Source organism: Arthrobacter sp. MOO21, from assembly GCF_057369995.2.
Map to the genome: position 1 here is coordinate 3,813,952 of NZ_CM170671.2, position 13,258 is coordinate 3,827,209.

The window sequence follows — 13,258 nt, forward strand, 5'->3', positions numbered from 1 at the left end:
ATAGCCCATACCGTATCCGTAGGGGCAGGCGCCGTCAGAGCGGCGCCGCCAGACCGTCCTAAGAAGGTAGGCCAATGAGCACCGCAACCAACGAAAACAGCACCGCCGCCCCCGCGGCCAGCGAGGAACTGCCCGTTCACGAGGTCAACCTGACCGATGTAGCTGCAGGCAAAGTACGCAGCCTCCTCGAACAGGAAGGCCGCACGGACCTTCGCCTCCGCGTCGCCGTGCAGCCCGGCGGCTGCTCCGGGCTGATCTACCAGCTCTACTTCGACGAGCGGCTCCTTGACGGTGACGCCGTGCGCGATTTCGACGGCGTCGAAGTGGTCGTGGACAAGATGAGCGTGCCGTACCTCAGCGGTGCCAGCATCGACTTCGAGGACACCATCTCGAAGCAGGGCTTCACCATCGACAATCCGAACGCCGGCGGCTCCTGCGCCTGCGGCGATTCGTTCCACTAAGCCGGTTATTTCGCCCGATGCCCGCGCCGGGCTTCCTGCCGTGAAAAACGGCATGGAGGCTCGGCGCCGACATGTGGGCGAAACGCCCGGGGGAGCGGTAAGCTCTACACCGAGTAGTAAAACTTTTTAGTGTGCCCGGGGCCGCCGATGGCTGCCCGGACAACAGCAACAAGTAGGAAGGGCCGTCTGTGAGTTCGCAGAACCGAACCGGCAGCCGACGCAAAACGATCACCACGATCTCAAGCTTGGCAATTGCCGGCGCGTTGGTTTTGACCGGATGTTCGCCAGAGGTAGAGAAGGGGTGGCTGCCCACAGAACGTGGCACCACCAGCAACACCGACCGCATCATGGACCTCTGGGTCAACTCATGGATTGCCGCCCTGGTTGTGGGCATCATTACCTGGGGTCTGATCGTCTGGTGCCTGGTCGCCTACCGCCGCCGCAAAGGCACCGTCGGCTTCCCCCGGCAGACCAGCTTCAACCTCCCGCTGGAGGTCTTCTACCTGACGATCCCGCTGTTCATGGTGCTGGTGTTCTTCTACTTCACCGACCGCGACCAGCAGGCCATTGACGACCGCTCCCAGCCGGCCGACGTCGTCGTCGACGTCCGCGGCAAGCAGTGGGCATGGGACTTCAACTACAAGTCCGGCGACGTGATCAAGGAAGACCTGCACGAAGCCGGCGTCCAGGCGCACCTCACCGGCAACACCATCGACAAGGAACAGCTCCCCACGCTGTACTTGCCGGTCAACAAGTCCGTTGATCTTGAGCTCAACGCCCGCGACGTTATCCACTCCTTCTGGGTTCCCGCCTTCCTGCAGAAGCGCGACATGATCCCTGGGAAGACCAACTACATCAGGTTCACCCCCACCAAGGAGGGAACCTACGACGGCAAGTGTGCCGAACTCTGCGGCGAGTACCACTCCGAAATGCTGTTCCGCGTCAAGGTGGTGTCGGAATCCGAATTCCAGACGCACATGGACCAGCTCAAGGCTGAAGGCAACACCGGCCTGCTTGGCGTGGAGTACGACCGCAACCCGAACCTGAACGAAACCAAGTAAGGGGAGCGACGTGGCTACGTACACCCAAACCGCACCCGCGGGAACCCTGGCGGCTCCCGTGGTGCCAAAATCCAAGGGGCGCATCGTCGTCAACTGGATCACCTCCACGGACCACAAGACCATCGGGTACATGTACCTGATCGCGTCCTTCGTGTTCTTCTGCCTGGGCGGCGTGATGGCGCTGCTGATCCGTGCCGAGCTGTTCGAGCCCGGCATGCAGATCCTGCAGACCAAGGAACAGTACAACCAGCTGTTCACCATGCACGGCACCGTCATGCTGCTGATGTTCGCCACCCCGCTGTTTGCCGGGTTCGCCAACGTGATCATGCCGCTGCAGATCGGCGCCCCGGACGTGGCGTTCCCGCGCCTGAACGCGCTGGCGTTCTGGTTCTTCCTGTTCGGCTCCACCATCGCCGTCTCCGGCTTCATCACCCCGCAGGGTGCTGCGTCCTTCGGCTGGTTCGCCTACGCGCCGCTGTCCAACACGACGTTCACACCGGGCGTCGGCGGTGACCTCTGGGTGTTCGGCCTGGCGCTGTCCGGCTTCGGCACCATCCTCGGCGCGGTCAACTTCATCACCACCATCATCTGCATGCGCGCCCCGGGCATGACCATGTGGCGCATGCCGATCTTTACCTGGAACACCCTGGTCACTGCGATCCTGGTTCTCATGGCGTTCCCGCCGCTGGCCGCGGCACTGTTCGCGCTCGGCGCGGACCGGAAGTTCGGTGCCCACATCTTCGATCCCGAAAACGGCGGCGCCGTCCTCTGGCAGCACCTGTTCTGGTTCTTCGGCCACCCCGAGGTGTACATCATCGCGCTGCCGTTCTTCGGCATCGTCTCCGAGATCTTCCCGGTCTTCAGCCGCAAGCCGATCTTCGGCTACAAGGGCCTGGTGTACGCCACCATCGCCATCGCCGCCCTTTCGGTGACGGTGTGGGCCCACCACATGTACGTCACCGGCGCGGTCCTGCTCCCGTTCTTCTCCTTCATGACGATGCTCATCGCGGTCCCCACGGGCGTGAAGTTCTTCAACTGGATCGGCACCATGTGGCGCGGGTCGTTGACGTTCGAGACCCCGATGCTGTGGAGCATCGGCTTCATGATCACCTTCCTCTTCGGTGGCCTGACCGGCATCATCCTGGCCTCGCCGCCGCTGGACTTCCACGTCTCGGACTCCTACTTCGTGGTGGCGCACTTCCACTACGTGGTGTTCGGCACGGTGGTGTTCGCCATGTTCGCCGGGTTCTACTTCTGGTGGCCCAAGTGGACCGGGAAGATGCTCAACGAGCGCCTGGGCAAGATCCACTTCTGGCTCCTGTTCCTCGGCTTCCACGGCACCTTCCTGATCCAGCACTGGCTGGGCGTCGAGGGCATGCCCCGCCGCTACGCCGACTACCTCGTGGAAGACAACTTCACCTGGATGAACCAGTTCTCCACGGTGGCCTCGTTCGTGCTCGGCGCTTCCCTGATTCCGTTCTTCTGGAACGTCTACATCACCTGGCGCAGCGCCGAAAAGGTGCAGGTGGACGACCCCTGGGGCTTCGGGGCCTCGCTTGAGTGGGCCACGTCCTGCCCGCCGCCGCGGCACAACTTCACCTCCCTGCCCCGGATCCGTTCGGAGCGCCCCGCCCTGGACCTGCACCACCCTGAACTCCGCCAGGTCCACACCGTTGAGTCGCCGGCTCCCGCAGCGCGGGCCCTCGGCAACGCCGACCAGAAGGACACCGCACAGTGAAAATCGAATCCTGGATCTTTGGCTCGGGCGTCTTCTTCTTCGTCCCGGTTGCGTTGGTGTACGGCTTCCTGACCAACTGGAGTGAATGGGTCGGCATTCTGGGTATTCTCCTGGTCGGTGGCCTCGCGGGCATGATCGGCGCCTACCTCGGCTTCACCGGCAAGCGCGTCGGCATGCGTCCTGAGGACCGCAGCGACGCCGAGATCCACGAGGGCGCCGGCGAACAGGGCCACTTCAGCCCCTGGAGCTGGTGGCCTCTGGTCCTCGGCATCGCCTGCGCCACCGGCTTCCTTGGCCTGGCTGTCGGCTTCTGGATCGTCTTCGTCGCTGGAGGCATCGCAGTGGTCGCGCTCGTGGGCTGGGTCTACGAATACAGCCGCGGAGACCACGCGCACTAGGCAGAACCAGCTAAACAACGACGGCGGGTGCCCGGCTCGGCGGATTCTAGGGGTCGTTGCAACACCTGCTGGTTAGGTGGTTAGTAGTAAATCACGCAGACGCTCGGCTGGAGTTTTCCAGTCGAGCGTTTTGCGTGGGCGGCCGTTGAGTTCCTGGGCGACGTGTTCGAGGTCTTCGGGGCCGTAGACGGACAGGTCGGTTCCTTTGGGGAAGTATTGGCGCAGTAGCCCGTTGGTGTTTTCGTTCGAGCCGCGCTGCCAGGGGCTGGCCGGGTCGCAGAAGTAGACGTCCATGTCGGTGGCGAGGCTGAAGGATTTGTGGGCTGCCATTTCCGCGCCTTGGTCCCAGGTCAGGGAGCCGCGCAGGTGCCCCGGAAGGGTGGACATGGTGTTGATAAGTCCGTCGCGGACGGTTTCCGCGGTGTGGTCCCCGGGAAGGTGGACGAGCATCACGTAGCGGGTGGTGCGTTCCACGAGCGTGGCGATCGCGGACTGGTTGTTCGCCCCGGTGATGAGATCGCCTTCCCAGTGCCCGGGAACGGCCCTGTCTTCGATCTGGGGCGGGCGTTCGGAAATCATGACCATCGGATCCACGAACCGTGACTGGCGTTGTTGTGGATCCTTGTGGGGTTTGCGGCGGGCCCGGCCCGTCCGCAGGGCAGTTGCGACCTCGCGTTTGAGGCCGCCCCGGGCCTGGATGTAGAGGGCTTGATAGATCGTCTCTGGGCTCACGCGCATCTCCGGTTTGTCGGGGAACTCGTCGACCAGGGTGTGGCTGATCTGCTCCGGAGACCAGCGTATGAGCAGTTTCTCTTTCACGTAGTTGCTCAGGTCCGATTCACCAGCGAGTTTCGCGATCTTGGGCCGGGCGCGGCGTGAGGCAGCTTGACGTTGCGCCGCATACGGCTGGTAGCCAACGCCCGGGTGGCCGTTACGGGTGATTTCCCGGCTAACGGTCGACGGCGATCGCTGCAACACTGCCGCGATTGAACGTACCGAAGCCCCAGCGGCGTTCAGGTCCCGGATGGTTTCGCGTTCTTGCAGCGACAGAAACCTCGGGTCAAGGGGCCGTTCAAGCACCGAGATCGATACAGGCCGGGTCTGCTGCCTATTGTCGGGGACGGCAGGAAGTGTCGAAGAATCCACGACATGGTTGTAGTGCACTCTCTGTCCAGCTGGATAAATGCGTCGACCGCCCGATTTCCTCACCCCAAGCTCCCACTCCCGTGCACTGCTGCGGGGAACGCCCAGCACCTTGACCGCATCGCGCCGGCTCAGTCCTTGGTCCCGTAAGCGCAGGTACTCCACCCGCCTGCGATGACTCACCGGTCGGCTGGAAATGCCCGCCTCGCGTGCCCAGCGGAACGCGGTGTTTACATTCAGGCTGATTTCAGCTGCGGCAACAGTCACGCTCCCTTCCCGCTCGAGAACGGACAAGAACTCCCGTTTCTGTTCGGGCGTGTACTTGGCTCTGGCTGCCGCCCGGGTTGATGCGGTGTTCCCGGAAGTGAGGCCAGCCTTGCGGAGCCACTGATAGCAGCTGTTCCGGTTCAAACCCAGTTCTGCCGCGGCCAATGTCGCACTTCCGAGTCGGTCAAAAACCCGGAAGAACTCTTCCCTCTGCTGAACAGTCGATCTCGCGTACTTCCGGGACTCCGCTGAAATTTCGCTTAAATGCGGCACGGTCGTTGCAACTCCCAAAATCTATGGGTGTTGCAACGACCGCTAGAACTCAAGGAAGGTGGGGCCCGTCGTCGTTGTCGTCAAAAAGGGGGCTACGAGGCCCCCTGCGACTCGAGCAGCCGGCGGAGGCTGCCCAGTGCCTCTTCCGCTTCCCGGCGGCCGTGTGCGCCGTCCAGGGCCGCGTCACTGATGGAAAGCTCCACCTCGCAGCCCACCGGGAAGTCGGCAGTCATCACGTGCAGCAGCGAGGTGGCGTCAACATCCTCGGCGCCGGCCTTCCTGATGGTCACGGGAAGTCCCGTTTCCGTCGCCGCGCGGACAAACACCGCAGCAGGACGGGCGTGCAGGCCCACCGGGGCGGTGACCACGGCCTTTTGTGTTGGCAAAGGGGGACTCCTTCGTCGCGACGGGCCCCAATCCCGCCTGTTGTCTGATTTTCCTGACCCAATATAGCTGGCCGTAAACCGGTCCCGCGAAAGAAGGCGTGCTGTCTCCGGGCTGGTCTAGACCGTCCTAAAATTGGAGTACGGACCCCACGGCAGGAGACATACAGATGGCAGCTGGCGCCACGGCAATCACCGGTGAAATCGACCGCACCAGCGGTACCGCCATTTACGTTCAGCTGCGCGAGATACTGCGGGCTTACATTGCCCAGTCGTGCCCGCCGGGCTCGGCCCTCCCTTCCGAACGGGACCTGGCGGAGCGTTTCGGGCTTGCAAGGATGACCGTGCGGCAGGCCATTGACGCGCTCGTGGGCGAGGAAGTCATTGAGCGTGTCGTTGGCCTGGGTACATTCGTTCGCAAGCCAAAACTCGACCTGCAGGTGAAGCTGACGTCCTACAGCGAAGAGATGCAGCGGCGCGGAATGGTTCCTGCCGCGAAAGTTCTGAGCTTTGAACAGATTGGCGCCAGCGCTTTCCTGGCCCGCGAACTGCAGCTGGATGAGGGCACGCCGCTGGTGCGCTTCCGGCGGCTGCTGCTGGCCGATGGCGAGCCCATGAGCGTTGACGAGAACTTCATCCCCGCCCACCGTGTTCCGGGCCTTCTCGACGGCGAGCCGCCGACTTCCCTGTACAACGTCCTCAGCGAACAGTTCGGCCTCGTCATGGAGTGGGGGGAGGACATGATCGAAGCGACCGCCGCTTCGCCATCCACCGCCCGGCTGCTGAACGTGGATGTCGGGGCACCACTGCTCAAGATCCAGCGCCACGCCTTCGTGGCACGGGCCATGGTGGACTACTCCGTTTCGTACTACCGCGCGGACCGCTACAAGCTCTGGGTTCCTCTGCAGCGGCCAGGTGCGCGGCGGGCAAGGAACCACTAGTCCCTTCGCGTCACGCCGCGCCATCCCGCGCAGCGCCCCCAACCTGGGTTGACGCCCGGACGCAAATAGGGCCCGGTCCATATGGACCGGGCCCTATCCGTTGGGCTTGAACCCTAGTGGGTCAGGCTCTTCGCTTCCTCTGTGCTTTCGACAGCGGCGTGGCCGTGGCCGTGTGCAGCCTCAAGCTCTGCGGGGGTGGCCGGGGCGACCCGGTCCTCGAAGAACCAGCGGGAAAGCGCAGCGCGGCGCTTTTCCTTGCGGGTCACGACGCCGTGCTCGTTCGGTACGGCAGGCAGCACCTCCGGCGACTCGAAGCCAACAAGCTTGTAGCGCTTGTATTCGTCGAGCGGAGCGTGAACCTCGATGAACTCACCATGCGGGAGCCGCACGATACGTCCGGTCTCCCGGCCGTGCAGTGCGATCTCGCGGTCCTTGCGCTGCAGCGCCAGGGCGACGCGCTTGGCGACGATGAAGCCGATGATCGGTCCCACGAAGAACAAGGCGCGCAGCCAGTAGGTGACATCGTTCAGGGACACGTGGAAGTGCGTGGCGATGAGGTCGGAGCCGGCAGCTGCCCACATGACGCAGTACCAGATGAAGCCGGCGACACCGATGCCCGTACGGGTCGGCGCGTTACGCGGACGGTCAAGGACGTGGTGCTCACGGTCGTCCTTGGTCACCCAGCGCTCAATCCACGGGTAGGTGAACATCACGGTAAACAGGATGCCGGCCGGTACCAGGGCGGGCAGCAGGACGTTGAACGTGAAGACCTGTCCGAAGAAGATCTGCTCGACGTGCCAGTCGCCGAAGGTTCCCGGCATGAGGCGCAGGGCGCCGTCGACGAATCCGATGTACCAGTCAGGCTGCGTACCGGCGGAAACGGGGGAGGGGTCGTACGGACCGTAGTTCCAGATCGGGTTGATGGTGAAGAACGCGGCCATGAGCGCGATCACGCCGAACACGATGAAGAAGAAGCCGCCGGCCTTGGCTGCATACACCGGACCCAGCGGGTAGCCGACGACGTTGTTGTCGTTGCGGCCCGGACCCGGGTACTGGGTGTGCTTGTGGACGACAACCATGAAGAGGTGCAGCACGATCATCAGCAGGATCAGTGCCGGCACCAGCAGGATGTGCAGCATGTAGAGGCGGCTGATGATGGCCGTACCGGGGAACTCCCCGCCGAACAGGAAGAACGAGATGTACGTGCCGATAACCGGGATCGACTTGATCACGCCGTCGATGATGCGCAGGCCGTTGCCGGACAGCAGGTCATCGGGGAGCGAGTAGCCGGTGAAGCCGGCAGCCATGGCCAGGATCAGCAGGACACCGCCCACAACCCAGTTCATTTCGCGGGGCTTGCGGAACGCGCCGGTGAAGAAGACCCTCAGCATGTGTACAGCGATGGACGCCACGAAGAGCAGTGCTGCCCAGTGGTGTACCTGGCGCATGAACAGTCCGCCGCGGATGTCGAAGGAGATGTTCAGCGATGAGCTGTAGGCCACCGACATCTCGACGCCCTTGAGCGGTACGTATCCACCGTCGTAGTGCGTTTCCGCCATGGACGGATCAAAGAAGAACGTCAGGAAGGTGCCGGAGAGAAGCAGGATGACGAACGAGTACAGCGCCACTTCACCGAACATGAAGGACCAGTGGTCGGGGAAGACCTTGCGGCCGAACTCGCGGAGGATCCCGGAACCGCCAACACGTGAATCGACAAAGTCGGTAAACCGGCCTGTCTTGGTCTTGGCGACGAAAGCGGGCTCAGCTGTTGATGCTGCGCTCATGCATATCACGCTCCCAGTAACTTGGTCCTACGGGTTCATGGAAGTCGCTGGTAGCGACGAGGTAGCCCTCGTCATCAACTGCGATGGGCAGCTGGGGGAGAGGACGGCTGGCGGGGCCGAAGATCACCTTGCACTCCTGCGTGAGGTCAAAGGTGGACTGGTGGCACGGGCACAGCAGGTGGTGCGTCTGCTGCTCGTAGAGAGCAACGGGGCAACCGACGTGGGTGCAGATCTTCGAGTAGGCAACGATGCCGTTGTAGCCCCACTCTTCACGACCCTTGGAGGGGTTCAGCGATGCCGGATCAAGGCGCATGAGCAGCACAACGGACTTGGCCTTCTCATTGAGCTTGCCTTCTTCGAGTTCGTTCAGGCCTTCCGGGATGACGTGGAACGCCGAACCGATGGTGACATCCGATGCCTTGATGGGGGTCCCGTCCGGGTCCCTGGTGAGGCGCTTGCGCTTGCCGTCCTGGGGGGCCCACATGGTGTGTGCGAGCTTGTCGTCGGGACGGGGACCGAGGTCGCCGAAGATGGCAACCGCCGGAAGCGGGGCAAGGGCCACGGCACCGAGAAGAGTGTTCCGGATCAGCGGGCGGCGCTTGATGCCGGTTTCCTCGACGATGTCGTCGACGATGCGGACAGCAGCCTGGCGGTCCTCTTCGTAACGGATCGCGTGGCGTTCCTCGGAAACCTCGTGGTCGGGCATGAGGGCCTTGGCCCAGTGCACGATGCCGGTACCGATGCCCAGCATGGCGAACGCAGTGCCGACGCCGAGCAGGGCGTTCTGGAGCCGGATGGTGGCAATGCTGGAATCGTCACCCAGATCGATGGCGAAGTACGCCACCAGGAAGATCAGGGTTCCAACAACAGAAACGCCAAATAGTAAGGCGACCTGCCGTTCTGCCCGCTTGGCGGCCTTCGGGTCCGTGTCAGCCAGGCGCAAACGGTGCGGAGGGATTCCAGGATCCTGGAACTTCTCCACCTCATTCTGACCAGCCGTAGCTACGGTGCCCGAGTGGTTCGGACTGCCGTCACTATGGTTGCCCATAATTCGCCTCATCCTTCTCTCGTCCCGGCGATCGCCGGGTTAGTTTCTAATATCAAGCTGCTGACCGGGTCAGCAGAAGTTTCTGGTTCCCTGCGGAATGTCAGGAAGTCCGGGACGTCAGCCAGATGGTGAAGGCGATGATGACGCCGAGGCCGGCAACCCATACGAACAGCCCTTCGGCTACCGGACCCAGGGATCCGAGATCGGCACCACCAGGGGAACCGGTGGTTTCGATCTGCTTCAGGAAGGTGATGATGTCGCGCTTGCCCTCCGGGGAGATGTTCGCGTCGCTGAACACCGGCATGTTCTGCGGACCCGTGACCATGGCCTCGTAGATGTGCTTGCCGGAAACGTCCGCAAGGGCGGGCGCAAACTTACCGCGGGTCAGGGCGCCACCGGCAGCAGCGGCGTTGTGGCACATGGCGCAGTTCGTGCGGAAGAGCTCGCCACCGGCAGCGGCGTCGCCGCCCTCGTCCAGCAGGTGCTCTTCAGGAATCGCCGGGCCGGCTCCCAGGGAAGCAACGTAGGCTGCAAGCTGGTGGGTCTGCTCGTCATTGAACTGGACGGGCTTCTTCATGGCCTGGGGGCCGTTCATCTGCATGGGCATACGTCCGGTGCCCACCTGGAAATCAACAGCAGCGGCACCGACACCCACCAGCGAGGGACCATCCTTGGAGCCACTTGCACCCATGCCGTGGCAGGTGGCGCAGTTGGCGGCGAACAGCTTGCCGCCCTCTTCCACGTCGCTCGCACTGTAGGTGGTGGTGGAAGCCTTGGCCTCGTTGACGGTGGTGGCAACGGCGTACAGCCCACCAGTGATGAGGAGGCCCATCAGAAGCAGCGCTATTGCTGCAAGTGGGTGACGCCGCTTTTGTGAGAGTGCCTTCACGTGGTGGTTCCTTTATTCGATCCTGCGCCGGCTCCGGGAGCCGCTACCTGAAATTCTGCCTCTTGTAGAAAAAGAATCAAAGCTGGCTACTTGAGTACGTAGATGACCAGGAAGAGGCCGATCCACACGACGTCAACGAAGTGCCAGTAGTAAGACGTGACGATCGCGGACGTTGCCTCGAAGTGTCCGAACTTCTTCGCAGCGAAGGACCGGCCCATGATGAGCAGGAAGGCGATGAGGCCGCCGATGACGTGGAGGCCGTGGAAGCCGGTGGTCATGTAGAAGGCTGAGCCGTAGGCGTTGGAGGAGAGCGAAACGTGCTCCGACACCAGCATCGCGTATTCGGTGGTCTGGCCGGCGACGAAGAATGCGCCCATCAGGAACGTGAGGGTGAACCACTCGTTCATTCCCCAGCGGGCGAACTGCAGTGCACCTCCGGTCCGGCGGGGCTGCAGCCGCTCTGCGGCGAAGACGCCCATCTGGCAAGTAAAGGAACTGGCCACGAGGACGATCGTGTTAACGAGCGCAAACGGGAAGTTGAGCTTGGCCGTCTCTTCCGCCCACATCTGCCCGCTCGTGGAGCGAAGCGTGAAGTACATGGCAAAGAGACCGGCGAAGAACATCAACTCACTGGACAGCCACACAACGGTTCCGACAGAAACCATGTTGGGGCGGTTCAGCGTGGGGTGCGCCGGGGTACTGGGGGCATGGGTCGCAGATGTCACATAGACATTATGTCTGTAAAAGTCCGTGCTGCCCAACGCAAACCGCCTTTTCGGAGGACTTTTTCTACAAAGACGCGAAATCGCGGCGAAAAGTTCCCGCGACCGTTCACATTGGTCAGTGCACGCCATCGCTCGATAGCATCAGGAGGTGACTTCACAGGCATCTGCAGCGCCCGGCAACACATGGCCCCGACTGATTTCGGCACTGATCAACGGCGTCGACCTCACAGCGGACAACACTTCCTGGGCCATGGACACCATCATGTCCGGGGAAGCAACGCCCGCCCAGATTGCCGGGTTCCTGGTGGCCCTCAGCGCCAAGGGTGAAACGGTGGATGAACTCTCCGGCCTGGTCGAGGCGATGCTTGCCCATGCCAATCCGGTGGCGATCTCCGGGGAAAAGCTGGACATCGTGGGCACCGGCGGTGACCAGCTCAACACCGTGAACATTTCCACCATGGCCGCCCTCGTGGCCGCCGGCGCCGGTGCGAAGGTGGTGAAGCACGGCAACCGGGCTGCGTCGTCGTCGTCGGGCTCCGCCGATGTGCTCGAGGCACTCGGCGTGCGGCTCGACCTGCCCATAGAGCGCGTGGCCCGCAACGCCGAAGAGGCGGGGATCACGTTCTGCTTCGCGCAGGTCTTCCACCCCTCGTTCCGCCACACTGCGGTGCCGCGCCGTGAACTGGCTGTTCCTACTGCCTTCAACTTCCTGGGACCGCTGACCAATCCCGCCAAGGTGCAGGCATCCGCTGTGGGTGTTGCCAATGCACGGATGGCGCCGCTCGTTGCGGGCGTCCTGGCACGCCGGGGGAGCAGGGGAGTTGTCTTCCGCGGCAACGACGGCCTCGATGAGCTGACCACCACCGGCCCTTCCACCGTGTGGGAGATCCGCGAAGGAAAGGTGGGCGAACTGGTCTTCTCGCCGCAGGACCTGGGCATCCGCCTGGCAACTGTTGAACAGCTTCGTGGCGGGGATGCAATGGCCAACGCCGGCGTTGTCCGGGAGGTTCTGGCCGGGAAGGAAGGTCCTGCCCGCGACGCCGTGCTGCTGAACGCCGCCGCCGGCCTGGTCGCCTTCGACCTCAAGGCCGAAGGGACCTTCCTCGAGCGCATGCAGAAGGCGTTTGAACGGGCAGCCGAGTCGATCGACTCCGGGGCAGCCGCCGCGGTCCTGGACCGCTGGGTCTCGCTCAGCCGGTCATAACGGCAGGTTTACTGCTCGAAGCCGAGGGAGAACGCGGCATCCAGGTCGTGCTGCGAGTACGCCCGAAAGGCAATGTGGGTTGTGGTGTGGACCACCGCCGGTACCTTGGAGAGTTTGTCCGCGATGACATCCGCCAGGTCCTCGTGCCGGCGGACCCTGGCCACCGCGATCAGGTCCCATTCCCCGGTGACGGAATACACTTCGCTGATGCCGTCGATGGCTGAAATCTCCTCGGCGGTCTCGGGAATGCGGGAGGCGTCAGTCTTGATCAGAACGAATGCGGTAACCACGTCTAAACCCCTTCGGATCTGTTGCGCCCAGCCAGTGCCCGGCAAGCTTTTCTCTGCTGCCAGCCTATTACATCGGTACCTGCCGGCGGCCTGGATCCACCTCCGGCGTCATCTGTTGCGGAACTTGCCTGCTGCCGCGGCCACGAGGCGGTAGCCGACCAGGAAGAGCCCCAGGCTCAGCGTGGCAACAACCACAAAGGGAAGCACGACCACTTGGCCGGTAAGCGCCCTGAGCAGCATGCCCCCGGCGAGGCTGCCGAGCCACACGACGACCCCGGCGCGGCGCACGGACAGAGGGTCGCGCCACGCTTTGACTGCGATCCAGCCAAGTGCTGCGCCCGCGAGGAACGGCCACGCAGTAAGGAACACGCCAGCCACCGGATCCTCCCGGTGATGCGCGTCGCGTCCGATCGCTGCGAAGGTGAGGATCAGGATGGCGTCGGCAATGGCCGCCGCCAGGACAATTTTTGCGGGTACCTTGTTGGCCGGTTTCGTTTCCACGGAACTCATACTTTCGAGCTTATCGGCCCGAGCGGCAGTGCAAGTACTGCCGGACTACTGCTGATGCGGGTCACCGGGCAGGCCGTTCCGGCAGCAGCGGGGGAGTAGGCTCGGCTCGGGCGCCGGTTCAGAAAACCGGACTCGGCACATCG

14 protein-coding genes are annotated in these 13,258 nt (G+C 63.3%); 6 read left to right on the top strand and 8 right to left on the bottom strand.

Annotated elements, in window-relative coordinates:
- Positions 1 to 74 precede the first annotated feature (74 nt).
- The 4 genes from AC2JAJ_RS17750 to AC2JAJ_RS17765 all read left to right on the top strand — a co-directional run bounded on the left by AC2JAJ_RS17750 (position 75) and on the right by AC2JAJ_RS17765 (position 3,658).
- A complete protein-coding gene (locus tag AC2JAJ_RS17750; protein ID WP_221384975.1) occupies positions 75 to 461 on the top strand; it encodes a HesB/IscA family protein in 387 nt (128 codons plus the stop codon).
- 188 nt (positions 462 to 649) lie between these two features.
- Positions 650 to 1,522, top strand: a complete 873-nt coding sequence (ctaC, locus tag AC2JAJ_RS17755; protein WP_221384977.1) for an aa3-type cytochrome oxidase subunit II — start codon at positions 650 to 652, stop codon at positions 1,520 to 1,522.
- A gap of 10 nt (positions 1,523 to 1,532) precedes the next feature.
- The gene (gene ctaD, locus AC2JAJ_RS17760; protein ID WP_221384979.1) at positions 1,533 to 3,260 is read left to right on the top strand and encodes an aa3-type cytochrome oxidase subunit I; all 1,728 of its coding nucleotides are present in this window, start codon (positions 1,533 to 1,535) and stop codon (positions 3,258 to 3,260) included.
- Positions 3,257 to 3,658, top strand: coding sequence for a cytochrome c oxidase subunit 4 (locus AC2JAJ_RS17765; protein ID WP_221384981.1), 402 nt, complete (start codon positions 3,257 to 3,259; stop codon positions 3,656 to 3,658). Before ctaD ends, AC2JAJ_RS17765 begins: the two co-directional genes overlap by 4 nt.
- A gap of 72 nt (positions 3,659 to 3,730) precedes the next feature.
- Here AC2JAJ_RS17765 and AC2JAJ_RS17770 read toward each other — a convergent pair whose 3' ends face one another.
- Positions 3,731 to 4,936 carry an IS30 family transposase gene (locus AC2JAJ_RS17770; RefSeq protein ID WP_473697619.1) on the bottom strand — a complete coding sequence of 402 codons (1,206 nt, stop codon included), beginning with the start codon at positions 4,934 to 4,936 and terminating at the stop codon, positions 3,731 to 3,733.
- Positions 4,937 to 5,433: 497 nt separating this feature from the next.
- Positions 5,434 to 5,727 carry an HPr family phosphocarrier protein gene (locus AC2JAJ_RS17775; RefSeq protein WP_221384983.1) on the bottom strand — a complete coding sequence of 98 codons (294 nt, stop codon included), beginning with the start codon at positions 5,725 to 5,727 and terminating at the stop codon, positions 5,434 to 5,436.
- 167 nt (positions 5,728 to 5,894) lie between these two features.
- Between AC2JAJ_RS17775 and AC2JAJ_RS17780 the strand changes: the two genes are divergently transcribed.
- Complete coding sequence (locus AC2JAJ_RS17780; RefSeq protein ID WP_221384985.1) at positions 5,895 to 6,665, top strand: GntR family transcriptional regulator; 771 nt, start codon at positions 5,895 to 5,897, stop codon at positions 6,663 to 6,665.
- A gap of 113 nt (positions 6,666 to 6,778) precedes the next feature.
- Here AC2JAJ_RS17780 and qcrB read toward each other — a convergent pair whose 3' ends face one another.
- The 4 genes from qcrB to ctaE all read right to left on the bottom strand — a co-directional run bounded on the left by qcrB (position 6,779) and on the right by ctaE (position 11,111).
- Positions 6,779 to 8,449, bottom strand: coding sequence for a cytochrome bc1 complex cytochrome b subunit (gene qcrB / locus AC2JAJ_RS17785; RefSeq protein ID WP_221384987.1), 1,671 nt, complete (start codon positions 8,447 to 8,449; stop codon positions 6,779 to 6,781).
- Positions 8,427 to 9,497 (bottom strand): cytochrome bc1 complex Rieske iron-sulfur subunit, encoded by a 1,071-nt coding sequence (gene qcrA / locus AC2JAJ_RS17790; protein ID WP_221384988.1) that lies wholly within the window; start codon positions 9,495 to 9,497, stop codon positions 8,427 to 8,429. The genes qcrB and qcrA overlap by 23 nt, the downstream gene beginning before the upstream one ends.
- 100 nt (positions 9,498 to 9,597) lie before the next feature.
- The gene (gene qcrC, locus AC2JAJ_RS17795) at positions 9,598 to 10,386 is read right to left on the bottom strand and encodes a cytochrome bc1 complex diheme cytochrome c subunit (protein WP_221384990.1); all 789 of its coding nucleotides are present in this window, start codon (positions 10,384 to 10,386) and stop codon (positions 9,598 to 9,600) included.
- Positions 10,387 to 10,472: 86 nt separating this feature from the next.
- Positions 10,473 to 11,111: an aa3-type cytochrome oxidase subunit III gene (gene ctaE / locus AC2JAJ_RS17800; protein ID WP_175318541.1), complete on the bottom strand. Its 639-nt coding sequence runs from the start codon at positions 11,109 to 11,111 to the stop codon at positions 10,473 to 10,475.
- A 148-nt stretch (positions 11,112 to 11,259) separates the two neighbouring features.
- Here ctaE and trpD point away from each other — a divergent pair, with 148 nt between their 5' ends.
- Positions 11,260 to 12,315 carry an anthranilate phosphoribosyltransferase gene (trpD, locus tag AC2JAJ_RS17805; RefSeq protein ID WP_486415007.1) on the top strand — a complete coding sequence of 352 codons (1,056 nt, stop codon included), beginning with the start codon at positions 11,260 to 11,262 and terminating at the stop codon, positions 12,313 to 12,315.
- An 8-nt stretch (positions 12,316 to 12,323) separates the two neighbouring features.
- Here trpD and AC2JAJ_RS17810 read toward each other — a convergent pair whose 3' ends face one another.
- Positions 12,324 to 12,605 carry an Lrp/AsnC family transcriptional regulator gene (locus tag AC2JAJ_RS17810; RefSeq protein ID WP_221384994.1) on the bottom strand — a complete coding sequence of 94 codons (282 nt, stop codon included), beginning with the start codon at positions 12,603 to 12,605 and terminating at the stop codon, positions 12,324 to 12,326.
- A gap of 108 nt (positions 12,606 to 12,713) precedes the next feature.
- Positions 12,714 to 13,115 carry a DUF3054 domain-containing protein gene (locus tag AC2JAJ_RS17815; protein ID WP_486415006.1) on the bottom strand — a complete coding sequence of 134 codons (402 nt, stop codon included), beginning with the start codon at positions 13,113 to 13,115 and terminating at the stop codon, positions 12,714 to 12,716.
- Between the last annotated feature and the right edge of the window lie 143 nt (positions 13,116 to 13,258).

Coding starts and splice junctions, on each gene's coding strand:
- AC2JAJ_RS17750 (WP_221384975.1), top strand. CDS start 75: ATGAGCACCGCAACCAACGAAAACAGCACCGCCGCCCCCGCGGCCAGC.
- AC2JAJ_RS17780 (WP_221384985.1), top strand. CDS start 5,895: ATGGCAGCTGGCGCCACGGCAATCACCGGTGAAATCGACCGCACCAGC.
- qcrB (WP_221384987.1), bottom strand. CDS start 8,449: ATGAGCGCAGCATCAACAGCTGAGCCCGCTTTCGTCGCCAAGACCAAG.
- qcrA (WP_221384988.1), bottom strand. CDS start 9,497: ATGGGCAACCATAGTGACGGCAGTCCGAACCACTCGGGCACCGTAGCT.
- AC2JAJ_RS17815 (WP_486415006.1), bottom strand. CDS start 13,115: ATGAGTTCCGTGGAAACGAAACCGGCCAACAAGGTACCCGCAAAAATT.